The sequence below is a fragment of the Natrarchaeobaculum sulfurireducens genome, assembly GCF_003430825.1.
Lineage (GTDB): Archaea > Halobacteriota > Halobacteria > Halobacteriales > Natrialbaceae > Natrarchaeobaculum > Natrarchaeobaculum sulfurireducens.
Window position 1 is genome coordinate 141,678 of record NZ_CP024047.1, and the last position, 21,647, is coordinate 163,324.

The 21,647-nt window shown below is 62.2% G+C and carries 19 protein-coding genes, 3 tRNA genes, 3 rRNA genes and 1 pseudogene; 15 read left to right on the forward strand and 11 right to left on the reverse strand.

Annotated elements, in window-relative coordinates; all coding sequences use genetic code 11:
• Positions 1 to 19 precede the first annotated feature (19 nt).
• Positions 20 to 760, forward strand: a complete 741-nt coding sequence (locus AArc1_RS01865; protein WP_117362661.1) for a creatininase family protein — start codon at positions 20 to 22, stop codon at positions 758 to 760.
• Between the two features lie 60 nt (positions 761 to 820).
• Here AArc1_RS01865 and AArc1_RS01870 read toward each other — a convergent pair whose 3' ends face one another.
• On the reverse strand, positions 821 to 1,243 hold the full coding sequence (locus AArc1_RS01870; RefSeq protein ID WP_117362662.1) for a DUF5790 family protein: 423 nt from the start codon (positions 1,241 to 1,243) through the stop codon (positions 821 to 823).
• A 249-nt stretch (positions 1,244 to 1,492) separates the two neighbouring features.
• Between AArc1_RS01870 and AArc1_RS01875 the strand changes: the two genes are divergently transcribed.
• Positions 1,493 to 1,762, forward strand: coding sequence for a hypothetical protein (locus AArc1_RS01875; protein ID WP_117362663.1), 270 nt, complete (start codon positions 1,493 to 1,495; stop codon positions 1,760 to 1,762).
• Position 1,763: 1 nt separating this feature from the next.
• Here the strand turns inward: AArc1_RS01875 and AArc1_RS01880 are convergent, their stop codons facing one another.
• Positions 1,764 to 2,138: a dihydroneopterin aldolase family protein gene (locus AArc1_RS01880; protein WP_117362664.1), complete on the reverse strand. Its 375-nt coding sequence runs from the start codon at positions 2,136 to 2,138 to the stop codon at positions 1,764 to 1,766.
• Positions 2,139 to 2,243: 105 nt separating this feature from the next.
• Between AArc1_RS01880 and azf the strand changes: the two genes are divergently transcribed.
• Positions 2,244 to 2,987, forward strand: a complete 744-nt coding sequence (azf, locus tag AArc1_RS01885; RefSeq protein WP_117362665.1) for an NAD-dependent glucose-6-phosphate dehydrogenase Azf — start codon at positions 2,244 to 2,246, stop codon at positions 2,985 to 2,987.
• 27 nt (positions 2,988 to 3,014) lie between these two features.
• Here the strand turns inward: azf and AArc1_RS01890 are convergent, their stop codons facing one another.
• The 3 genes from AArc1_RS01890 to AArc1_RS01900 form a co-directional block, all read right to left on the reverse strand.
• Positions 3,015 to 3,629, reverse strand: a complete 615-nt coding sequence (locus AArc1_RS01890; protein WP_117362666.1) for a DUF309 domain-containing protein — start codon at positions 3,627 to 3,629, stop codon at positions 3,015 to 3,017.
• Positions 3,630 to 3,979: 350 nt separating this feature from the next.
• The gene (locus AArc1_RS01895) at positions 3,980 to 5,074 is read right to left on the reverse strand and encodes an aminopeptidase (RefSeq protein ID WP_117362667.1); all 1,095 of its coding nucleotides are present in this window, start codon (positions 5,072 to 5,074) and stop codon (positions 3,980 to 3,982) included.
• Positions 5,075 to 5,152: 78 nt separating this feature from the next.
• Complete coding sequence (locus AArc1_RS01900; RefSeq protein ID WP_117362668.1) at positions 5,153 to 5,878, reverse strand: queuosine precursor transporter; 726 nt, start codon at positions 5,876 to 5,878, stop codon at positions 5,153 to 5,155.
• Positions 5,879 to 6,631: 753 nt separating this feature from the next.
• On the opposite strand from AArc1_RS01900, the gene AArc1_RS01910 reads away from it, so the two are divergent.
• The 6 genes from AArc1_RS01910 to AArc1_RS01935 all read left to right on the forward strand — a co-directional run bounded on the left by AArc1_RS01910 (position 6,632) and on the right by AArc1_RS01935 (position 12,725).
• Positions 6,632 to 6,907: a PadR family transcriptional regulator gene (locus tag AArc1_RS01910; RefSeq protein ID WP_117362670.1), complete on the forward strand. Its 276-nt coding sequence runs from the start codon at positions 6,632 to 6,634 to the stop codon at positions 6,905 to 6,907.
• 444 nt (positions 6,908 to 7,351) lie between these two features.
• Positions 7,352 to 8,823: ribosomal RNA gene (locus tag AArc1_RS01915) — 16S ribosomal RNA — on the forward strand.
• 183 nt (positions 8,824 to 9,006) lie between these two features.
• Positions 9,007 to 9,078 (forward strand) — tRNA-Ala (locus AArc1_RS01920).
• 252 nt (positions 9,079 to 9,330) lie between these two features.
• Positions 9,331 to 12,250 (forward strand): 23S ribosomal RNA (locus AArc1_RS01925).
• A 132-nt stretch (positions 12,251 to 12,382) separates the two neighbouring features.
• A 5S ribosomal RNA gene (gene rrf / locus AArc1_RS01930) occupies positions 12,383 to 12,504 on the forward strand.
• Together the 16S, 23S and 5S rRNA genes with 2 tRNA genes alongside form the textbook arrangement of a ribosomal RNA operon.
• A 145-nt stretch (positions 12,505 to 12,649) precedes the next feature.
• A tRNA-Cys gene (locus tag AArc1_RS01935) sits at positions 12,650 to 12,725 on the forward strand.
• Positions 12,726 to 13,628: 903 nt separating this feature from the next.
• Here the strand turns inward: AArc1_RS01935 and AArc1_RS01940 are convergent.
• A tRNA-Lys gene (locus AArc1_RS01940) sits at positions 13,629 to 13,702 on the reverse strand.
• Between the two features lie 84 nt (positions 13,703 to 13,786).
• Complete coding sequence (locus tag AArc1_RS01945) at positions 13,787 to 14,482, reverse strand: DUF7119 family protein (protein ID WP_117365728.1); 696 nt, start codon at positions 14,480 to 14,482, stop codon at positions 13,787 to 13,789.
• A gap of 146 nt (positions 14,483 to 14,628) precedes the next feature.
• Between AArc1_RS01945 and rimI the strand changes: the two genes are divergently transcribed.
• The 4 genes from rimI (at position 14,629) to AArc1_RS01965 (ending at position 16,699) form a co-directional block, all read left to right on the forward strand.
• Complete coding sequence (gene rimI / locus AArc1_RS01950; RefSeq protein WP_117362671.1) at positions 14,629 to 15,105, forward strand: ribosomal protein S18-alanine N-acetyltransferase; 477 nt, start codon at positions 14,629 to 14,631, stop codon at positions 15,103 to 15,105.
• A gap of 114 nt (positions 15,106 to 15,219) precedes the next feature.
• Positions 15,220 to 15,633, forward strand: coding sequence for a DUF5810 domain-containing protein (locus tag AArc1_RS01955; RefSeq protein ID WP_117362672.1), 414 nt, complete (start codon positions 15,220 to 15,222; stop codon positions 15,631 to 15,633).
• A 25-nt stretch (positions 15,634 to 15,658) separates the two neighbouring features.
• Entirely contained in the window at positions 15,659 to 16,069 is a 411-nt protein-coding gene (locus tag AArc1_RS01960) for a DUF5809 family protein (protein ID WP_117362673.1), read from the forward strand.
• 45 nt (positions 16,070 to 16,114) lie between these two features.
• Positions 16,115 to 16,699, forward strand: coding sequence for an NUDIX hydrolase (locus AArc1_RS01965; protein ID WP_117362674.1), 585 nt, complete (start codon positions 16,115 to 16,117; stop codon positions 16,697 to 16,699).
• Positions 16,700 to 16,777: 78 nt separating this feature from the next.
• Here the strand turns inward: AArc1_RS01965 and AArc1_RS01970 are convergent, their stop codons facing one another.
• Complete coding sequence (locus AArc1_RS01970) at positions 16,778 to 17,962, reverse strand: MFS transporter (protein WP_228442368.1); 1,185 nt, start codon at positions 17,960 to 17,962, stop codon at positions 16,778 to 16,780.
• 184 nt (positions 17,963 to 18,146) lie between these two features.
• Between AArc1_RS01970 and hisG the strand changes: the two genes are divergently transcribed.
• Positions 18,147 to 19,001 (forward strand): ATP phosphoribosyltransferase, encoded by an 855-nt coding sequence (hisG, locus tag AArc1_RS01975; protein WP_117362676.1) that lies wholly within the window; start codon positions 18,147 to 18,149, stop codon positions 18,999 to 19,001.
• A 109-nt stretch (positions 19,002 to 19,110) separates the two neighbouring features.
• Here hisG and AArc1_RS01980 read toward each other — a convergent pair whose 3' ends face one another.
• Positions 19,111 to 19,503: a DUF7344 domain-containing protein gene (locus AArc1_RS01980; RefSeq protein ID WP_117362677.1), complete on the reverse strand. Its 393-nt coding sequence runs from the start codon at positions 19,501 to 19,503 to the stop codon at positions 19,111 to 19,113.
• A gap of 256 nt (positions 19,504 to 19,759) precedes the next feature.
• On the opposite strand from AArc1_RS01980, the pseudogene AArc1_RS01985 reads away from it, so the two are divergent.
• A pseudogene (locus AArc1_RS01985) lies at positions 19,760 to 19,931 on the forward strand (AEC family transporter); the annotation flags it as partial.
• A 161-nt stretch (positions 19,932 to 20,092) separates the two neighbouring features.
• Here the strand turns inward: AArc1_RS01985 and AArc1_RS01990 are convergent.
• Together AArc1_RS01990 and AArc1_RS01995 are read right to left on the reverse strand one after the other, a co-directional pair.
• Positions 20,093 to 20,644 (reverse strand): hypothetical protein, encoded by a 552-nt coding sequence (locus tag AArc1_RS01990; protein WP_117362678.1) that lies wholly within the window; start codon positions 20,642 to 20,644, stop codon positions 20,093 to 20,095.
• 209 nt (positions 20,645 to 20,853) lie between these two features.
• Positions 20,854 to 21,600 (reverse strand): SDR family oxidoreductase, encoded by a 747-nt coding sequence (locus AArc1_RS01995; RefSeq protein ID WP_117362679.1) that lies wholly within the window; start codon positions 21,598 to 21,600, stop codon positions 20,854 to 20,856.
• Positions 21,601 to 21,647: the final 47 nt, after the last annotated feature.

Consider the following 21,647-nt stretch of genomic DNA (forward strand, 5'->3'; position numbering starts at 1 on the left):
ACCGACCGTCGAGGTGCCTATGAAGCTCAGGTCGGCCACCTGGACGGACGTCGCCGACTGCGAGACCGACCTCGCACTGGTACCGGTCGGCAGCACCGAACAGCACGGCCCGCACGCCCCGCTCGGCACGGACGTGATCACGGCCGAAACGATCGCCGACGCGGCGACGGAGCGAAGCGACCGAGAGATCGTCCGCGCGCCGACGATCCCGATCGGTGTCGCCGAGGAACACCGCCAGTTTCCGGGCACGATGTGGGTCTCAGCCGAGACGTTCCGCAACTACGTCCACGAATCGATCGCGAGCCTCGCGTCTCACGGCCTCGACCGCGTCGTCATCGTCAACGGCCACGGCGGCAACGTCGCCGCGCTCAGAGAAGTCGGCGCTCGCCTGACCCGCGACGGCACCGCCTACGCCGTCCCATTCACCTGGTTCGACGCCGTCGGCGACCACTCGAGCGACATGGGCCACGGCGGGCCGCTCGAGACGGCGCTCTTGGCTCATCTCGAGCCCGACCTCGTCCGCGAGGACCGACTCGAGGAGGCTCGCGCTGGCGCTGCCGACGGCTGGGGCGAGTGGGTAAGTCACGCGAACCTCGCCTACGATTCGGCCGAGTTCACGGAAAACGGAGTGGTCGGCGACCCAGGAGAGGGATCGGCCGACCGGGGCGCAGAGCTGTACGACCTGGCGACAGACGCGCTTGTACGTCTCGTCGATGCGGTCGCCGAACGCGACGTCTCGCGACCCGACCAGCGAGGGTAGCGACGGGCGGCCGTGGGCTGTGGCTGGCCGATCGGCTGACGGTCGCAACGCGGCGGTCGATCAGTCGTCCTCGCCGTCCGCGTCGTCCGCGTCGTCGCCCACGTCCTGGAGCGTTCCACGAAGTTCCGGGATCGTCGTGGTGAGTTCGCTCACCTGCTCGCTCGCCTCTGCGACGGTCGTAATCGTTTCCTCGAGATCGGCGATCTCTTCTTCTAGATCTTCGGCGTCATCGAAGGCCTCGGCGCGCTGTCCCATCGTGAACCACTTCTTGGCGTCACGGAGGTGGGCCTCGGCGTCGCCAGCGTCGAGCGCCGAGTTGAGGCCGTTGAGAACGCCCAGTACGTTCCCGGCGTCGCTCTCCCAGACGTCGTCTGCGCCCGGCAATGCGTCCCAGGCATCGGCGAGTGAGGACTCGACGTCGGCTCGCATCTCGCTGGCCGCTTCGCCGAACAGTTCGTCGTCGCTGAACGTCGCTTGACTCATAGGTATCACTTCACGATCGGCGAGGTTAAAAGGTAGCCCGAAAGTGAAAGTGAAATTCCACTCGAGAGCAGTGAGAATGGGCAAAAGGCAGGCTGATTTCGAAAGGGTTAGCAGACAGTTCCCGTGTGACCACCGGGACCGAACCGTGGCTCTCTCCGCGACCTCGAGTCGGGCCAGGGTGTCGGCCGTGACGAGTACGTCCGGAGCCACAGGGTAACGCTTTAGCGATGCTCGCCACTAGTTCCTGTTATGAGCAAAACGCTCGTCTATTTCGCGTCGCTCGCCGTTATTGGCGCCGTCTTCGTCGTCCTAGGGACCGCAAGTCTCGTGGCTGGAGCCGTCGGTCCTGGTTCCGTCCTGATGGCACTCGGTGGCCTCTCCTTGATCGGCTACGGCGGATACACCCTCATTTTCGCGTCCGAGCCGTCCGAGCCCGTCCCCCAAGACGGCATCGTGTGGACACTGGCTGTCGCCGCCGTACTGTTCGTCCTGTGGGCCGTCGTCTTCCCGCCAGTGTGAGTTACGCGCCCTCTCGACCACCACGAACCGTCTCGATTTGCATCAACGGGTAGCCTTCGTCCATCTCCATCCGAGCGACGACCTCGAGATCGCCGTCCTCGACGACGATCTCCACCTCGAGGAACCGACCCGTCAGTTCCACGTAATCGGCCGCACCGTCCGCGATGGCGCGCTCGAGTTCATCCTCGCGGATCTCGACGGTCACCGCCTGGCAGTGAGGCTGGTTTTCGATCGACTCTTCCATCGCAGTTGCGAGACTCGTTGCGCTCTCGCTGGCGATCGGTGTCCCCGCAAACTGGTGGTACAGCGTCCCGAACTTGATTCCGGCCTCGAAACAGAGTGACTCGGCCGCGTTCGGTGTCCTCTGGTCGCTCATGTCCTTTTCTCCGTGTCCGTCTCCATGGACGTTGCGATCCAGCCTGGGCAGTTACAGGGGCCGAATCGCATAGTTCTTATCGCCCCTGTTCCTGACTCCAAACGAATGGCACAGTCGGTCCTGCTTACGGGGGCTGCGGGGCGCGTTGGCGATGCGATCCTCGGTGGCCTCGCGCACGAACACGAGTGGCGCTTTCTCGATCGCGATCCGCCGACGGAGGAGTATCCTGGGGAGTTCGTCGTCGCGGACGTCACCGACGAGACGTCCGTTCGCGACGCGATGGACGGTATCGACGTCGTGATCCATCTCGCCGGCGATCCGCGTCCGGAAGCGCCCTGGGACAGCGTCCTCACGAACAACATCGACGGCACACGGACGATCTACGAGGCCGCAGTCGATGCAGACGTCGAAAAGGTCGCGTTCGCCTCCTCGAATCACGCCGTCGGCGCATTCGAGACCGACGAGCGCACTCCCGGGCTGTACCGCGTCCACGACGAGTTCCGCCTCGATGGCACGGAACTCCCCCGTCCGGGCAACCTCTACGGCGTCTCGAAGGCCGCCGGCGAAACCCTCGGCCGATACTACCACGACGAGTACGGCATCTCCGTCGTCAACGTCCGCATCGGGAACCTCACGAAGGGGCACCCGCCGATCGACTACGAGCGCGGGCAAGCGATGTGGCTCTCTTATCGTGACTGTGCACACCTCTTCGATCGCTGTATCGAGGCGGACTACGAGTACGAAATCGTCTACGGCATCTCCGACAACGACCGAAAATACTACTCGATCGACCGCGCTCGAGAAGCACTGGGCTATGAACCGCAGGATAACTCGGCCGAGCACGACTGATCGTTGCCTCCTCGAGTCTGCGGCCGCTCAGAACAGTCCCTCGACGTCTTCTTCACGCGCGTTTCGTCGCTCGACGTGGCCGGTTAGTCGCTGGTAGACGATCCCTCGGTGGTCGTCTTCGCGGACGAAGTCGAACAGCAGCGTGATGAACCGGCTGCCGTCGTCACCTGCCTCGAGGTCGTCTCGCGCGTACCCCCGTGCCTGCTCGATCGGCTTTTCGTCGTATCCCAGCTCCTCGGCGAGCACGACGGCTGCGATCGCCGTCGGCCCGAACTCGAGGTCCGCGACGGTCGGACCGTCGCCATGGTGGACGAGCGCGATCGGTCGACGCCGTTCGATCAGCTCCGGATCGGACTCGAGCGCCTCGAGGTACGCCCGTACCGGCGGCAGGTCGACCTCCCGGTACTCGGCGGGGAGGTCTTCGAGGTACTCGCTGGCGCTCTCGGCGAGCCCGACGGCACCGTCCCAGTTGCGCTCGCGAGCGTGGTAGACGGCGGCGGTGAACTGGATCAGCCCGTGGAGCAGCCGCTCGTCGTCGGTGTCCTCCTCGAGTTCGAGCCAGCGGTCCTCCCAGGCGTCGTGGGCCGCGTGGTAGTACCCGTCGTTGTAGATGGCGACGCCTGCCCGGAGCGCATCGTCCATACGTAGAGGTCGTGCTCGAGCCTCGAGAGCGTGTCGGCGTTCGGTGGCGGTGTCCCAACAGAGGAGACGTGTCTCGTGGCCGTCCTCGAGCCTCGAGTATCGTCCGGTTCGGTCGACGGATCGAAAGTGCCGGATACGTACCGCCTCCGGCGGGGCGGGCAGACAACTGTGAAAACGGGGGAACGGAGGCGCCGAGCGAGCGCCCCAACCGGTTACTGGCCGCCACCGGTCACGGGCGGTACTCGAGGTGACGCCGGACGGATACATTATTATGTGTCGGTTTCCCGTGGTGGGCGGCGATTACACTACCGATAGGAACGACTTACCGGCCGGATGGTCGAACCAGGGGCTTACCCCTCGAAGCCGTCTTCCCACCGAAATCGACCGTCTCGCTGGACGGTCTCGCCGTCGACCTCGAGCCGGGAGTCCTCGCTGACGTCGGTGATCAAATCGACGTGAACGGCCGACTCGTTGCCCGACTCTCCCGTGGGTAGACAGGCGTCGTACGCCCGTCCGAGCGCCAAATGGACGGTATCTCCCATTTTCTCGTCGAAGAGGATGGTGTCGGTATAGCGGTCGATGCCGCGGTTCATCCCGATACCGAGTTCACCCAGTCGTCGTGCGCCGTCGTCAGTCTCGAGGACGGCTTCGATCACCTCACCGCCCTGCTCGGCATCGTAGTCAACGACCTCGCCGTCAGCGAACTCGAGGCGGACGTCCCGGACGGGCTCGCCGCGGATCGTCATCGGAACGTCGAACGTGACCTCGCCCTCGGTCGCGTATGGGGCGGTGAACACCTCGCCACTGGGGAGGTTGTGTGAGTCGTAGGCGACCGATGCGGCGCTGTTGACTGCCGTCCGGTCGTCGATCTGCATGGAGAGGTCAGTTCCACCTGAGACGAGCCGTACCTCGGAGCCGCCGTCGAGTACGTCTTTCATCCGACCCATCTCCTCGGCTAGCGATTCCCAGTCCCGAAGGATTGCGTCGTATGCGAAGTCGCGATACTCCTCGTAGGCCATGTTGGCTTGCTGGGCCAACGCGCGCGTCGGATGGATCGTCGACACCCACCGCGTGTCGAAGCGCGCCTCGCGGACGCCGGCGCGTGCGGTGTCGTAAGTCTGGCGAGTGTCGCCCGAGACGTCGGCCATCGCGCTCGTGTTCCGGCCGCCCCCCAGCGAGAGAACGACGTCCGCGTGTTCGTAGAGGGCGCGTTCGTGTGCCGGTTCGTCGAACTCGCCGTCGTATTCCCGAAGGTACGCTCGTGTTACCTCACCGGAGCTATAGGTCGCCAGCAGGTTCGCTCCGCGTTCGCCGAGTTTCTCGGCGACGGCGACCGCGAGGTCGTGTGCGTCCGGTCCGACCGAGAGTACGACGTCGTCGCCTTCCTCGACACGGGCGCTCCAGCCGATCAGTACTTCCGCATGTTCGCGGACGCGTTCGTCCATAGTCGGTGATACGAAGGCACGCACAAAATGACCCGCCCTTTCGCAGGCGGCGATGCGACGAACGCTCGACGGTGAGCGCTACGAGGGGACTTCGGCCGACTCGAGGCCGTCGCGCGACCGCACGAGGTGGACGACGGCATAGACGATCGGCGTATCAAGGAGGGCGATAAGCAGTTTCAGCAGGTACTGACCGATCATCAGCGCGAGCAACTCGCCGAGCGGGAGGACGACACCGACGTCGAGGACGGCCGGTGCGATTGCGAACGCGATCGCAACGAAGATGACGGTGTCGATGGCCTGGCTGCTCCCCGTCGAAACGACGTTGCGCAGCCAGAGCTTCTCGCGGCCAGTGTACGCACGGATTCGGTGGAACACGATCACGTCCCAGTTCTGGCTGACGACGTACGCCAGCAGGCTCCCGAGGACGATGTTCGTCGAGGCGCCGAGAACCTCTGCGAACATTTCGGGGTCGATGCTCGCCTCCGCGGCCGGCGCGATGATCGTCGACCAGACGAGCGCCAGTACGATGAAGTTCATCACGAACGCCACGTTGACGACGATCTGGGCGGCCCGACGACCGTACAGCTCGGCGTAACAGTCGCTGGCCACGAACGTCAGCGCGTACGCTAGCGCCGCCCCCGGCAAAACGAGCTCGGCTCCCGTCACCGGCAACGAGAACGGTAACTCGAACGCGAGCACTTTCGACGCGGTCAACTGTGCCGTCACCAGGGCCGTCACGAACACCCCGATCAACGCCACCTGTGCGATGGTGGCCGTCTCACGGGCCTCGGATCCGCTCGTCATACCGTTCGCCTATCCAACGAAGTCACGTAAACGGTTCGAGACGACCCCACGGCGGTCGCCACGATGGCACCCCTTCTTCGACCGGCCGTCCGACGTTCCAACCGACGCGTTCGACGGTATCCGCCGACTCCTCGAGCGCGGCATCAGGTCCATTCGGCTGGCCCACGAGGTCCTGCGGAAGTATCTTCCTCTTATTTCGACCACACTTGACGAGAATCGTGGACTCTCGTCGACGGGTACGCCGTTTTAGAGGTTGCATTCCCCTCCGTCGAACACCTGTTGAGACTCGATACCTGCTCGAGCAGGATCGTACGGTTTCAGTGCTGAAACTGCTTGTTGAAGTATTTGATCGAACGGCAGTTATGGGGTTGCTTCAGTGCTTGCCTTGATCAACTCAGCCCCATCCTCTGTCCGTTGACGGGTGCACCGCTCTCTGTGCCCGAATAGAAAGCCGTCACTACACTCCCGTCGTCCCCGTCAGCACTGGCCACCCCTGTCATTCAGATCGCGCTACGGCGGCCAATCCTCCTTTGTGGTCCGCCGATAGACTTCACTTCGGCATGACGGACGTCTCCGTCGATCGCTCGGGACTTTATTCACATCCTCATCATTTCTCACTTGATTACACGTCATCCCCGGAAACGAGTAGCCAAACCCACAACACCGTATTGGCCCAGCGAAACGCTCTTTGCGGGCCTGATACGCGATAGATAACAAATAGTCGACCGATTGGTGTGATCACATGGGTGAAACATGGACGATCTGACTGGGTTCCAGCGAGATCTACTGTACGTGATCTCCGGGGCCGATCAACCATCGGGACAGGACGTCAAAGAGGAGATCGAGGGTTACTACAGCGCCGAGATCAATCACGGCCGGCTGTATCCGAATCTCGATACGCTCGTCAACAAGGAACTCGTCGAGAAAGGACAACTCGATCGACGAACTAACTACTACGAAATTAGCGACGACGGTCTTCGCGAGATCGAGGATCGTCGGGAGTGGGAACGCCAGTACGTCGACGTATAGCACCGATCTGTCCCTATCGTCTCTACGAATAGCCCCAGACCAGCCGCGGCTGTGCGCTGATCACCCGTCTCGTATGCGGACCTGCCAACCCACCTGCGATCTGATGGACGTCGACTGGACCACTGACCCACCTCGAACGGCTGCAGTCGTCGCGGTGGTCGTCTCTACTGAGTCGCAATCTGACCGTCCGGGCTGAATGTCTGGTACTCCCTACCGTTACGACCTCGATTCAGAGGCCTTAAGTAGTGGTCGGCGACTACAATTTAATCGGAAGAAGATGAGGACCCCACCCCTGCGGTCCGCCGTACAGATGGGATCTGATGTTAGCCTTGGTAGTTCGGTGACGCCAGATCGGTCGTCGATCGCGGTCACCGAACGTGGACCCATTTAGTGTGAGTGCATTAGCATTCACCGCCAAACCCTCCCTTCACAGGGAGTTATAGCATTCCGGTTGATCCTGCCGGAGGTCATTGCTATTGGAGTCCGATTTAGCCATGCTAGTTGCACGAGTTCAGACTCGTAGCAGATAGCTCAGTAACACGTGGCCAAACTACCCTATGGATCCGGATACCCTCGGGAAACTGAGACTAATCCGGAATAGGAGTCCCAGGCTGGAACTGCCGGGACTCAGAAATGCTCCGGCGCCATAGGATGTGGCTGCGGCCGATTAGGTAGACGGTGGGGTAACGGCCCACCGTGCCGATAATCGGTACGGGTTGTGAGAGCAAGAGCCCGGAGACGGTATCTGAGACAAGATACCGGGCCCTACGGGGCGCAGCAGGCGCGAAACCTTTACACTGCACGCGAGTGCGATAAGGGGACTCCAAGTGCGAGGGCATATCGTCCTCGCTTTTTCCTACCGTAAGGTGGTAGGCGAATAAGGGCTGGGCAAGACCGGTGCCAGCCGCCGCGGTAATACCGGCAGCCCAAGTGATGACCGCTATTATTGGGCCTAAAGCGTCCGTAGCTGGCCAGGCAAGTCCGTCGGGAAATCCGCGCGCTTAACGCGCGGGCGTCCGGTGGAAACTGCGTGGCTTGGGACCGGAAGACCTGAGGGGTACGTCTGGGGTAGGAGTGAAATCCCGTAATCCTGGACGGACCACCGGTGGCGAAAGCGCCTCAGGAAGACGGATCCGACGGTGAGGGACGAAAGCTCGGGTCACGAACCGGATTAGATACCCGGGTAGTCCGAGCTGTAAACGATGTCTGCTAGGTGTGCCACAGGCTACGAGCCTGTGGTGTGCCGTAGGGAAGCCGTGAAGCAGACCGCCTGGGAAGTACGTCCGCAAGGATGAAACTTAAAGGAATTGGCGGGGGAGCACTACAACCGGAGGAGCCTGCGGTTTAATTGGACTCAACGCCGGACATCTCACCAGCACCGACAGTATGCTGTGAAGGTCAGTATGATGAGCTTACTGGAGCTACTGAGAGGAGGTGCATGGCCGCCGTCAGCTCGTACCGTGAGGCGTCCTGTTAAGTCAGGCAACGAGCGAGACCCACGTCCCTAATTGCCAGCAATACCCTTGCGGTAGTTGGGTACATTAGGGAGACTGCCAGTGCCAAACTGGAGGAAGGAATGGGCAACGGTAGGTCAGTATGCCCCGAATGTGCTGGGCGACACGCGGGCTACAATGGTCGAGACAGTGGGATGCAACTCCGAGAGGAGACGCTAATCTCCGAAACTCGATCGTAGTTCGGATTGCGGGTTGAAACTCACCCGCATGAAGCTGGATTCGGTAGTAATCGCGCCTCAGAAGGGCGCGGTGAATACGTCCCTGCTCCTTGCACACACCGCCCGTCAAAGCACCCGAGTGAGGTCCGGATGAGGCCCCGTCAGGGGTCGAATCTGGGCTTCGCAAGGGGGCTTAAGTCGTAACAAGGTAGCCGTAGGGGAATCTGCGGCTGGATCACCTCCACAGATCGGGATCAGGCCGATGGCCTGACCCACCTTATGTAGCGTTTTACGCTACGGCGAACCGTGGCGCTTTGCGCCACACGGTCTACGTTCGATCGACCCATCGTCGGCCGATCGGGCACCTTTGAACTACCAAGGCTAACACAACACCCTGTCTCGCTGTCGTGAGACGTGAGACAGGGGTGGGCCCATAGCTCAGTGGGAGAGTGCCTCCTTTGCAAGGAGGATGCCCTGGGTTCGAATCCCAGTGGGTCCATACCTCGGATGGGATCGAGATCCGTGCCCTTAAGTGTGGCAAGGAACTTTGATCTGATCCGAACGAAACCGATGCACCACTCCGCGCAAGCGTGAGTGGGAAGGGTTGATGCAGGCCCGTTAGTCAGCGGGCGTGCGGATGAGACCGTGTGTACGTGTAGTCCAGGCGTCCACTGGACCCGTTCCCGGGTCACAATCGTCACACTTCGGTGTGACGACATTCCGTTGCGATTCTATCGCAACGTCGATCCGATGAACGTGGCTACTGTGCCAGCTGGTGGATCGCTCGGCTTGAGAGCTGAAGAAGGACGTGCCAAGCTGCGATAAGCCTGAGGGACCCGCACGGAGGGGAAGAACTCAGGATTTCCGAATGGGAATCCCCACCGCAATTGCTTCGCGCAATGGGGAACGCCGAGAACTGAAACATCTCAGTATCGGCAGGAAAAGAAAGCAAACGCGATGTCGTTAGTAACGGCGAGTGAACGCGACGCAGTCCAAACCGAAGCCTTCGGGCAATGTGGTGTTCGGACTGACGATCACTTCGCGAAAGGCGACAGGAAGTCTCTTGGAACAGAGCACGAGACAGGGTGACAGTCCCGTATTGTCGTCGAGTATCGAACGAGTCAGCTCCAGAGTATCGGGGGTTGGATATCCCTCGTGAAGATCGCGGGCATCGACCGCGAAGACTAAACACTCCTCAAGACCGATAGCGAACAAGTAGCGTGAGCGAACGCTGAAAAGCACCCCAAGAAGGGAGGTGCAATAGGGCGTGAAATCAGTTGGCGATAGAGCGACAGGGCACGAAAGGTCCTGATCAAAACGACCCAGGTGCGAACCTGCAGTAGGAAGATCAGGAAGCCGGTGTCCCGTCGTACGTTTTGAAAAACGGACCAGGGAGTGTGCCTGATTGGCGAGTCTAACCTGAGTATCAGGGAAGGCAGAGGGAAACCGACATGGCCGCAGCACTTTGTGTGAGGGCCGCCGTCTTCAAGGGCGGGGAGTCAATCGGGCACAACCCGAAACCGGATGATCTAGGCATGGGCAGGGCGAAGCGTGGCGAAAGCCACGTGGAGGCCCGTTAGCGTTGGTGTCCTACAATACCCTCGCGTGATCTATGTCTAGGGGTGAAAGGCCCATCGAATCCGGAAACAGCTGGTTCCAACCGAAACATGTCGAAGCATGACCTCCGCCGAGGTAGTTCGTGGGGTAGAGCGACGGATTGGGAGATCGCACTCCGAGAGGAGTGTGCCTCCCTGTCCAACTCCGAACCTACGAACGCCGTCGACGCGGGGAGTCCGGTGCGCGGGGTAAGCCTGTGTACCGTGAGGGAGACAACCCAGAGCTGGGTTAAGGTCCCCAAGTGTGGACTAAGTGCGATCGAAGGTGGTCGCAAGCCCTAGACAGCCGGGAGGTGAGCTTAGAAGCAGCTACCCTCTAAGAAAAGCGTAACAGCTTACCGGCCGAGGTTTGCGGCGCCGAAAATGATCGGGGCTCAAGTCCACCACCGAGACCTAGCGGCGCACTCAGTGAGTGCGATCCCGTAGGTTGGCGTTCCGTTCGGGTGGAAGCATGGGAGAGATCTCATGTGGACCGTGCGGTAACGAAAATCCTGGTCATAGTAGCAGCGTGAGTCGGGTGAGAACCCCGACGGCCGAACGAGTAAGGGTTCCTCAGCAATGCTGATCAGCTGAGGGTTAGCCGGTCCTAAGTCCTGCCGTAGATCGAGCAGGTCGAAAGGGAAATAGGTTAATATTCCTATGCCAGTGTGCACTCAAAGCCGACGCTTTGGGGCCGCCTCTACCGGGCTTTCGCCCGGTCGAACAGTCGAAATTCGTGGAAGCCGTAATGGCAGGAAGCGAACGAATGGCTGGATAGCGCAAGAGAGGTCAACCTAGAGCCCGTGAAAAGGCAAGCACACTGTCCGTACCGAGATCCGACACAGGTACTCGTGGCGGCGAAAGCCAAGGTCTGTCGGGAATAACCGACGTTAGGGAATTCGGCAAGTTAGTCCCGTACCTTCGGAAGAAGGGATGCCTGCCTCGGAAAGAGGCAGGTCGCAGTGACTCGGACGCTCCAACTGTCTAGTAACAACATAGGTGACCGCAAATCCGTAAGGACTCGTACGGTCACTGAATCCTGCCCAGTGCGGGTATCTGAACACCCAGTACAATGGGACGAAGGACCCGTTAACGGCGGGGGTAACTATGACCCTCTTAAGGTAGCGTAGTACCTTGCCGCTTCAGTAGCGGCTTGCATGAATGGATGAATGAGAGCGTCACTGTCCCAACGTTGGGCCCGGTGAACTGTACGTTCCAGTGCGGAGTCTGGAGACCCCCAAGGGGAAGCGAAGACCCTATAGAGCTTTACTGCAGGCTGTCGCTGAGACGTGGTCGCTACTGTGCAGCATAGGTAGGAGCCATTACACAGGTACCCGCGCTAGCGGGCCACCGAGGCATCATTGAAATACTACCCGGTAGTGACTGCGACTCTCACTCCTGGCGGAGGACACCGGTAGCCGGGCAGTTTGACTGGGGCGGTACGCGCTTGAAAAGATATCGAGCGCGCCCCAAGGTTTCCTCACCCGAGTCGGAGACTCGGGAAAGAGCGCAAGAGCATACGGAAGCCTGACAGTGTCCGGCACAACAACGGACGCTGACGCGAAAGCGTGGTCTAGCGAACCAATTCGGCTGCTTGATGCGGCCAATTGCTGACAGAAAAGCTACCTTAGGGATAACAGAGTCGTCACCCGCAAGAGCACATATCGACCGGGTGGCTTGCTACCTCGATGTCGGTTCCCTCCATCCTGCCCGTGCAGAAGCGGGCAAGGGTGAGGTTGTTCGCCTATTAAAGGAGGTCGTGAGCTGGGTTTAGACCGTCGTGAGACAGGTCGGCTGCTATCTATTGGGGGTGTTATTGGTTCCTGACGGGAACGTTCGTATAGTACGAGAGGAACTACGAATGGGTGCCACTGGTGTACCGGTTGTTCGAGAGAGCACGTGCCGGGCAGCCACGCACCACGGGGTAACGGCTGAACGCATCTAAGCCGGAAACCCACCTGGAAAAGAGGAACCGCGGAGGCCACTCGTAGAAGACGAGTTCGATAGACTCGGGGTGTACGCGTCGAGGCAACGAGACGTTGAGCCCGCGAGCACTAATCGGCCAAGCCACACACTCATAACTACAACGCATTTGGATCGGACCCGAGAACGGGTCCAGACGCAAACTGGACTACACGTACACACGGTATTAGACATGACATACGACCGATGATGGTCTTGTGACGGTTCGACTCCGTCGATCGGCGTTACGGCGGCCAGAGCGGCGAGGGACCTCCCGTACCCATCCCGAACACGGAAGATAAGCTCGCCCGCGTATCGGCAAGTACTGGAGTGGGAGACCCTCTGGGAACGTGGATTCGCCGCCGACTACTCATATAGGATTAAGCCTCCAGAGCAGCAGCTCTGGGGGCTATCCGTATTTACAGACTGTACCCATAGCGCTCAGCTCGGCATGTCGGTGCGTTCGTGGCGTACCGCTATGCTTAAACGAACGGACCACCTAGTATTATATGCGCCAAGGTGGCAGAGTCCGGCCGAACGCAGCGGCCTGCAGAGCCGCCTACCGCCGGTTCAAATCCGGCCCTTGGCTTTTTCAGCAACACTTCGGGATGAGCGTCTGCAACTGAGTCGTGTATAGAGAGGAAACCCCTTCTGGATCGAATCTATTGTTGGCTGTCGAGCGACCCAACCGCTTGCTACCCTGGTCACCGATTTATCACCCGCAGTTTGACCCGGCCACTCGGTCGGTGCCTGTACCGAGCCTAGAGCGGCGGCGTTCGCTCGAGCTCATCGTGTGCCTGGCGCGCGCAATGAATTCTGCAATGTAAATCGTCGTTACCTGTTGCTTCGGCGTCCGTCGAGAAGCCGGCCGATAAGTCCAAGGTGTTCACCCCCTACGGTGAATACGCGCGGTACGGTGGGGCCGGCTTCGCACTATGGCGAGGCCGTTTCTGTGAGTGAGGGACCGATGACGTGGCAACGACAGCGCGTCCCTTCCTCGCCAGTTTGCGAGGTATGAGTCCCAAATATAAATATTTTGGCCGTGGCCAAACATCGTTCCCTGGTCTGCCGTGAGGTGGGTGTAAACGCCCCAGTCATCAAATCGCTTCCAGTGAGACCGACGAACTCGATCTCGAGAGGGGGCACGGGTCACGGCTGTGCGCTATACTCCGACGGGTTTTAGCCGCCTGATCTATGTCGGGTCCCGATACAATCTACTCTGGGTATAGTTTGTGGACCCGGTCAACTCCTTCCTTGCTCACCACGCTCGTGGGGGCACGTCTTTCCCATGTCGTAATCGCTCTGGGCGGGCTGCTCTTCACGGTATTGCTCGTCGTAAAAGTGGGCCGGGCGCGATTTGAACACGCGGTCGGATGTGCTCGTTCACGGCGTCGCCGTTTGCGACCGCGCTCTCGCTGCGCGAACCCTCCCTGCGTTCAAATCCGTCCGGTTCCGAGACTCACCGCTCGCGGATCTGCTCGCGGCGAGAATACGGGCCGGGCGCGATTTGAACACGCGACCGTCTGGTTAAAAGCCAGACGCTCTGCCGGACTGAGCTACCGGCCCTCTGATTTGTACTATCGGCGAGTAGTGGTTAAACGTTTTCTTTCTTCGGCCGTCGAACGCCAGTCTCGGCTGGTGGTGTAACCGTCAGCCGAGATGCGCCTCGAGCGCGCGGCTGATGAGTGTCCCGGGGTCGACATCGTCGAGGGATGCGTGCTGGCGGAGGGTGCGGTAGGTTGCCGGTGAGAGGGTGACCTCGATTTGTCCGAGAACGATGCCGTGGTCTGCGAGAGCGTCCTCGAGCGGTGTTCCGTCGTTGATGGTGCTGGCGACGCTGCGGACCTCTCGGACGGTGAGGTCGCCGTCGAGGGTCGCCCACGCCAGTAGGAGGCGGGATTCGCCGCTAACCCGTGCGATGTGTTTGGCGGCCGTGGGTGCGATCGTGCCGAGGGCAACCTGTTTGCGAACCGATCGAGGGAGGTCGTGGACGCGGGCCCACTTACGGATGAACGAGACGGTGACGTCGTTGCCTGCCCGTTTGGCTGCGGTCTTGTACGACCCTTCCCCTCGGACGAGGGCTGCACAGGCGGCAGCGCCACGGAGCATGTAGAGGTGGTCTTCGTCGGTCGCGCCGGTGGCGAACTGGCGGACGGTCTCGGCGGCGTCGGCGAGACTGTCGGGATCGGTGGGGTCGAACTGGACTGCGTCACGGGCCCGCTGGCCGGTGACCGATTCGTCACCACGGATGACGGGTGCGCCCACGGGTGATTCGCGGTCGGTCGGGATCGATCGCTCGCGGTTCCGTGAACCGCGGGAACGACCGTTGTTCCGGTCGTCGGTCATGGAGAACCGTTGGGTGTACGCCGGTAAAAAGGTCTGTACCTGTTCGGTTCGTCTCGAGACGGAATACTCGGTCTCACGTCGGACGTTCGCCACGCTCGCCCTGTGTAGCGAGTAGTTCTTTTACCTTTGACGCGCTATGTCACTCTGTGACTGTTCGGCTTCCCGGGGAAACCGACGGTGAGTTCACAATCCGGCGTGCTGAGCGGGTAGACCTGTTCGCGGTCGTCAGCATCGAGAACACGTCGTTCACACAGCCATGGCCGTACGATGCGTTCGAAAGATTCCTCGGTGAACCCGGTTTTCTCGTCGCCGAATCCGACGGGCGAATCGCCGGCTACGTCGTCGCTGACGTGACGTCGTCGTTCGGCCAGCAACTCGGCCACGTCAAAGACATCGCTGTCCATCCTGGCTTACGTGGAAAGGGTGTCGGCTCTGCACTCCTCTCTCGTGCGCTAGCCATCCTCACGGCACACGGTGCCGATAGCGTTAAACTCGAGGTTCGGCGTTCGAACGAGGACGCGAAGCGTCTCTATCGGCAGTTCGGCTTCGAGCCGCTCCGACTGGTCCCAGGCTACTACCAGGACGACGAGGACGCCATCGTGATGATTCGTAAACTCGAGTAGCGGCTCATCTGACCGTTCTGTCCGTCGCTCGATGGATCGCTACGCGTCTCCGTACAGCCGGGTTCGGCGTCGAGTAGCGTGGACGTTTTACCGACGGCATCCGTGGGTTCGTGTATGGGATACGCCTGCCCGGTTTGTGCCGCCGAACAGGCCGATGCGGTCCACCTCGCGAACCACCTCGCTGTTACCGCCTCGCTCGGTCGTCGGGACCACGAGGACTGGCTCACAGCGCACGCTCCCGACTGGGCTGAGTACAGCCCCGCAGAGCTCGCCGAACTCGTCGTCGAGTACGCTGAGGAAATCGACACACCGGACTTCGAGGACGGTCACGGACACGAACACGGCCGGCCGGGCGGACTCGAGGGTGAACTTGCCCGACAGACCCGTCACCCCGGTCGAGGAACGCTGACAGCCGAAGCTGCGGACGTCCTCGAGGAGGCCCGCGAGCTCACGCGCCGGATGCACGACGCCGACGAGGCGGACGACGATGACGCCGACACGACGGGCGACGAAAACGAAAACGCGTAACTACGGGCCCCTCGAGCCCACACGTATGAAGACGGTCGGAACGTTCTCTTTCGAGTCGACTACCGAGGCACGCGAAGCGTACGAGTCGATCGGACCAGCGGCACAGACGGTCGTCCGCGAGGTCGCCAGAGCCATGGCGTTCGACCGCGAGGAGTACGGCGAACGTGTCACTGGCGATGTCGTCGAGACGGCTCGTGACGCCCTGTTTGCCAGCCTGCTCGAGGTCTCCGTCGGCTCTCGTGAGGCGTTCGAGGAGTGGCGTGAGTCCTACGACGGCGAAGTGACGGTGGCCGGCCACGAACGAGTCGACAACGTCGTCTGGCACGTTGGCCCGGCCGGGCAAGCCGTCGCTGCTACGTTCCAGAACGAGGATGACGCGGCGATTGCGACGCTCCGACGGCAGGCGTTCGGTCGGCTCTATCGCGATCTCGTCTAACGGTCTCCGATACGCTATTACGCCCTCGAGCCCACGCCTCGGACGATGACCGACGTCGACGACTGGACGCTTCAGGAGACAGTCACTGAGTACGAAACGCCCTGGTACGACGGGGGCTACGACGTGCTCGAACAGCCCGATGGCACCGAGAAGCGCTACTACTGGGCCGAGTTGCCACCCGCGGTCGTCGTCGTTGCTCGAATCGACGCCACGGCTGCTGCGTCACTCGCGGGCAATTCCGACGCTGTCGGGGGCGACCACCTCCTGTTCGTCGAGCAGTACCGGCCGACGGTCCGCGAGACCCACCTCGAGTTGCCGGCTGGAATCGTCGAAGACGGCGAGTCTTACACCGAAGCGGCCGCCCGCGAACTCGAGGAAGAGACCGGCTTTCGGCCCTCGAGTACGGCTCTGATCCAGGAGTACGCCGTCGCGACCGGGCTACTTCGTCACGACCGGGGAATCGTTTACGCCGAGGGGCTCGAGCCGGGCCAACGCGAGCTCGACAGCAACGAGTTTCTCGAAGTGACGACCGTTCCGGTCGACGAGGCGCTCGAGCGCGCTCGCGAGTTGCCGGCGAACGACGCGACGATGTCGGCGCTGTTGCTGGCGAAAGAAGACGGGCTCCTGTAGCTCGAGGTCGGCGCGAACTCGTCGGCCATCGACGAATCAGTTGTTGCGATCGCTAGCGGGCTCAGTTTCTCCACTCGATTATCGTTCGGGAAGCCAGAGCAACAGCACCAGCGCGAGGCTGGAGATGGCGGCGAGCAGGAAGAACGCCTCATCGAAGAAGCCTTGGTCGGCGACCGCACCGAAGACGACCGGGCTGGCCGCGCCGATGGTCATGTACACCGTCCGAAGCGTGCCGAGACCCGTGTTCTGGATCTGGTTCGGGACGGCGGTCGTCATGTACGCGAGGACGACGGCCCCTCCGCCGAGCATGACGCTCACGAGCGCTGTCACCCCGACGACGGGCCAGAACCCGTCGATGAACGGTAAGATGACGAGCGCGACGCCGGAACCGCCCAGAATGACGAACAGTGCCCTGCGTGCGCCGATGCGATCGTAGGCAGTCCCTCCGAGTGGTTTCATCACGATTCCAAACGCGAAAAACAGCGCAAACAGGCCGCTCGCGAGCGTTGGCGAGAATCCTTTGACCTCCATCAGATACGTCGGATAGAACCCCGTAAACGCCTGATAGACGGCGTTCGCGACGATCTGAATCGCGGTGATGAGCACGATCGACCGTGTCCAGAGCAACGACCGCGTCTCGAGTGCGCCCGAAAGCGAGATGGCGGTTCCACCCGTCCCGTCGGACGTTCGTCTGGGCACGGCGAGCCAGATACCGAGTGCGACCAGCGCAAACAGGGCGATGGTGAACCCGAAGCCGAACTGCCAGGCAAGGCCGACGGCGAGGACGGTTGCGACGGGTGGCAACACGGTGTTGCCGAGGTCGCCGGCCGCAGACATCACGCCGATCGCGGTACCGACGCTGTCGGGGTAGACGTCCGAGAGGGCGCTGAGCCGAACGACGCCGAAGAGGGCGGTGGAAAATCCGAACAGTCCGGTGGCGACGAACAGCAGGACCGTCGGCCCGCCGAGGACGATCAACGTGACCGATCCCGCGGCCGCGGCCATACTCACGACCATGGTCGTCCCCTCACCAATCCGATCAGCGAGGACGCCACCGGGTAGCTGACCGATCGCGTAGGCGAGCCAGAGGACGGTCAACAGCAAGCCGGCCGTCGTCAGGGTCAGTCCGTAGGCCGTCTGGAGGTGGGGCAACAACACCGGAAACGCCTGTCTAACGCCGATCGAGAGGAACCACCCTGCAGAGATCGCCAGCAGGACCTTTCCCCTCCCATCGCGCCAGTGGCGGCGTGCGACCGACGTCACGTCTGCGAAACTCGTCACGGGGCTTCGGGTAGGCCTCTCTAACGGACGTACATCAATATTCCAGAGTCGTACGGCCTTGCCTCGACTCCGCCGACGGCGTCGTCGTGCGGAGGCCTCGAGCGTGTTGCCCACCGCTCGAGAGAAGTAGAAAGACAGTTCCGACCCCGACTCGAACCCCCGACAAATGCGAATCGCCGTTCCCAACAAGGGCCGCCTGCACGAGCCGACGATCGACCTCCTAGAGCGGGCGGGACTGCACCTCGAGAACGGGGCCGACCGGAAACTGTACGCCGACACCGTCGACCCCGACGTCTCGGTGCTGTTTGCCCGGGCGGCGGACATCCCGGAGTACGTCGCCGACGGTGCCGCTGACCTCGGCATCACCGGCTACGACCAGGTCTGTGAGGCGGGCGTCGAGACCGTCGAGGAACTGCTCGACCTCGAGTTCGGCCGCTGTCGACTCGTCCTCGCGGCTCCCGAAGACGGCGACATCGACGGCGTCGAGGACCTGGCTGGAAAGACGATCGCGACCGAGTTCCCGAACATCACTCGCGACTTCTTCGCCGATACCGGCGTCGAACCGGCCATCGTCGAGGTGTCGGGTGCGACCGAACTGACACCGCACGTCGAGATGGCCGATGCCATCGTCGACATCACCTCGACCGGCACCACGCTGAAGATGAACCGGTTGGCCGTCGTCGACGACGTCCTCTCGAGTTCCGTCCGACTGTTCGGCCGCGAGGACGTCCTCGAGGATCCCAAAGTCGACGAGGTCCGGACCGCGCTCGCATCGGTCAAACAGGCCGAAGGCAAACGCTACCTCATGATGAACGTCCCGCAGGACCGACTCGAGGCTGTCCGTGACGTGATCCCTGGTCTCGGCGGGCCGACGGTGATGGACGTCGCGAACGGTGAGGGTGAGAAAGTCGCCGTCCACGCCGTCGTCGACGAGCGCGACGTCTTCGAGACGATCACCGACGTCAAAAATGCCGGCGCGAGCGGAATTCTGGTGACCGAGATCGAACGGCTGGTCGAATAGCGGCCCAACGTGGGCCTCGAAGGGCTCACCGGACACGCTCTTCGAGCGGCTGGTCGGCGCATCGAACTCTACCGGCTGCCCGCGGGCCGTTTCGCGGTTCGCCCCATCCCTATGACTTCTCGAGGAGGTCTTCGACCGCCAGCAGTTCTCTGCCGGGCGAGACGAGCCCCCGTTCTCGGTCGTACGAGATGAATCCGCGCGACTCCAGCAGCGGGAGGTGTGTCCTGGACAGGGAGACGTGAACGCGCTGGCGACGTTCCAAGAGCGTCGTGACGGCTATTGTGTCGTGCTCGGCGTCAGCGACGTCCGCCACCAGCGTACGTACCGCGATCTGCTCGCCGTCTGGTTCGGTGAGTAACCGCCGCAACACCGCTCGTCGCCGGGAGTTCTCGAGGACGTTCTCGAGTTGCTTGCGGGAAAATGGGTCGTCGGTTGCAGGAGTGACCCCGCGGCCGACCGATCTATCCTTGCCGGCGGACGATCGGTTCACGTAGAGCGTCATGGACGGAGAAGACTCACTCTCGCAGACCGGATAAACGCGACCGCTCGTTTCATCAGTCGCGAACGATTTCGATCACTCTCGTTGGATTCAGTCGCGTGAACGATCGAAACTCGAGACGAATCGGGACGTTGAAACCGTTCGTTGAGGCGCCACGCCCTCTATTTCGGCGATCGTGTGACTACCCCGATCGTCTCGGCCCGTCACAGCTCGTCCCGGGACCGGATGGTACTACACTTGCTACGTCACAATGGGTGACATGGAGGTCGCTGGCAGACTGGTGGTGTTGCTCGCGCTGTTGTTCGCGGGCACCGGACTCCGCATCGGTGGCGTTCTCGACGCGGGTCGAACCGCCCGTCTGAAGGCGCTGGCCTACTACGTCGCGCTCCCGGCACTCGTCTTCGTCTCGACGTACGACCAGTCGATCGGCGGGGACACCCCCTTCGCCTCGATGAACGTCTTCGTCACGACGCTCGTCTCGATCGCGACGCTCTCGATGCTCGTCGTTCTCGTCGGATAACAGCGCCGGAACGTCGGGTCCTCGTCCTCGAGCACGATCCCGTCACGCACTACTCGGCCGGGCCACCTCACGTCACCGTTCGCCACCGCTGTCGAAGGCCTCGTCGTCGGCGTCGTCTTCGAACGCGTCGGTACGCGACACCCTCTCGTCGACGTCGATCGTCGTTCCCTCGTCGGTCCGGCCCTGGGACTCGAGGTCGAACTCGTCGGTCTCGAGTTCCGCGCCGTCGACGCTGACGGTGCCGTCCGTGATCTCGATCCTGACGCCCTCGGTGTCGCGTGGCCGACCGAGGAACTGGTTGGTCGTCGACTCGACGGTCTGGTTGACCGAGAGGACGAACCGGAGGACGGACTCGAGTTCGGTGCCGACCTCGCGGACGGGCCGTCCGGCGGCGACCTCGCCGAGGCTCTGGGCCCCTTCCGGGTGGAGGTACTGGATCGGGTGGTCGGTCGGCACGTCGCGCAGGTCGACCTCGAACGACCAGAGATACGGCAGGAGTTGGATCGCGTAGCCTTTCGGTTTCGGGGCTTTACGGCCCGCTGCCGTCAGGGCGACGCCGATGGCCGTCGAGCCCGAGTCGGTATCGTAATAGACGCCGGGGACGCCTGGAATGGAAAGTCGCATAGTCGACTCGAGTCACCCGCGACGGGTCAGTACACACCTGGCACTGCCACGGCGCTTTTAAGCCGTCGCTGGGGGACGTGGTCTTACACAGGCTGGTGTGGAGTACGTTCCGCTGGTGTTCGAGACCGCATCGCTGTTCGAACCCGTGTCGAGACGCTCGAAACCGGATTGATCCGACGGACCAGAACGCGACATCGACGAGAAGTCGATTAGAAGCCGTCCGCGAATTTGTCGCGGCAGTTGACGTCAATTTCGCTGACGCTCGAGTGGCCTCGCGTAGCTGCAAAGCGGATGGCATCGGCGACCTCGTCGGGTTCGCTGGCCTCGCCTGGCTCGAAGTGCTCGCGGAAGGTCGTGCCGTCGGTCGTCTCGAACTCAGAGCGGACTTCGGCAGGGTTGACGATCGTGACGCCGACGCCCTCGTCGCCGACCTGTGCGGCGACGCTCTTGGCGAAGCCGCGGGTCCACCACTTCGTCGCGGCGTAGACGGGGTTGAACGAGCGGGGGTACTGGCCGGCGAAGCTCCCGACGAAGATCAGGTGGCCCTCCCGTTCGCGGACGTGTGGGATCGCGGCCCGCGTCGCGTAGAAGAGCCCGTCGACGTTGGTCTCCTGCATCGTCTCGTACTCGTCGGTCGACATCGAGGCCACGTCGCTGCCGCGCGAGAGGCCGGCGTTGTTGACGAGGACGTCGATGCCGCCGAAAGCCTCGACCGTCTCGTCGATCAGGGTATCGACGTCGGCTTCCTCGCGGACGTTCGTCGGGACGACCAGCGTCTCGACGTCGTGGTCGGCCTCAAGGTCGGCCGCGAGTTCCCGCAGTCGGTCTTCGCTTCTGGCCGCAAGCACGACGGTCGCTCCCTCGGCGGCAAGCGCGTCACAGGTGGCCGCACCGATACCCGCACTCGCGCCCGTGACGATCGCGACCTGTCCCTCGAGTTGCTGGCTGGCTGTCATGGCTACCCCACCCTGTGTGTCCCAGAACCGTCGGTGTTTCGTCGAGC

What these genes read in the sequence shown, in the direction of transcription:
- AArc1_RS01865 (WP_117362661.1), top strand. Translation starts at nt 20, where the DNA reads ATGAAGCTCAGGTCGGCCACCTGGACGGACGTCGCCGACTGCGAGACC.
- AArc1_RS01870 (WP_117362662.1), bottom strand. Translation starts at nt 1,243, where the DNA reads ATGAGTCAAGCGACGTTCAGCGACGACGAACTGTTCGGCGAAGCGGCC.
- AArc1_RS01875 (WP_117362663.1), top strand. Translation starts at nt 1,493, where the DNA reads ATGAGCAAAACGCTCGTCTATTTCGCGTCGCTCGCCGTTATTGGCGCC.
- AArc1_RS01880 (WP_117362664.1), bottom strand. Translation starts at nt 2,138, where the DNA reads ATGAGCGACCAGAGGACACCGAACGCGGCCGAGTCACTCTGTTTCGAG.
- azf (WP_117362665.1), top strand. Translation starts at nt 2,244, where the DNA reads ATGGCACAGTCGGTCCTGCTTACGGGGGCTGCGGGGCGCGTTGGCGAT.
- AArc1_RS01890 (WP_117362666.1), bottom strand. Translation starts at nt 3,629, where the DNA reads ATGGACGATGCGCTCCGGGCAGGCGTCGCCATCTACAACGACGGGTAC.
- AArc1_RS01895 (WP_117362667.1), bottom strand. Translation starts at nt 5,074, where the DNA reads ATGGACGAACGCGTCCGCGAACATGCGGAAGTACTGATCGGCTGGAGC.
- AArc1_RS01900 (WP_117362668.1), bottom strand. Translation starts at nt 5,878, where the DNA reads ATGACGAGCGGATCCGAGGCCCGTGAGACGGCCACCATCGCACAGGTG.
- AArc1_RS01910 (WP_117362670.1), top strand. Translation starts at nt 6,632, where the DNA reads ATGGACGATCTGACTGGGTTCCAGCGAGATCTACTGTACGTGATCTCC.
- AArc1_RS01945 (WP_117365728.1), bottom strand. Translation starts at nt 14,482, where the DNA reads ATGACCGACGACCGGAACAACGGTCGTTCCCGCGGTTCACGGAACCGC.
- AArc1_RS01955 (WP_117362672.1), top strand. Translation starts at nt 15,220, where the DNA reads ATGGGATACGCCTGCCCGGTTTGTGCCGCCGAACAGGCCGATGCGGTC.
- AArc1_RS01960 (WP_117362673.1), top strand. Translation starts at nt 15,659, where the DNA reads ATGAAGACGGTCGGAACGTTCTCTTTCGAGTCGACTACCGAGGCACGC.
- AArc1_RS01965 (WP_117362674.1), top strand. Translation starts at nt 16,115, where the DNA reads ATGACCGACGTCGACGACTGGACGCTTCAGGAGACAGTCACTGAGTAC.
- hisG (WP_117362676.1), top strand. Translation starts at nt 18,147, where the DNA reads ATGCGAATCGCCGTTCCCAACAAGGGCCGCCTGCACGAGCCGACGATC.
- AArc1_RS01980 (WP_117362677.1), bottom strand. Translation starts at nt 19,503, where the DNA reads ATGACGCTCTACGTGAACCGATCGTCCGCCGGCAAGGATAGATCGGTC.
- AArc1_RS01990 (WP_117362678.1), bottom strand. Translation starts at nt 20,644, where the DNA reads ATGCGACTTTCCATTCCAGGCGTCCCCGGCGTCTATTACGATACCGAC.
- AArc1_RS01995 (WP_117362679.1), bottom strand. Translation starts at nt 21,600, where the DNA reads ATGACAGCCAGCCAGCAACTCGAGGGACAGGTCGCGATCGTCACGGGC.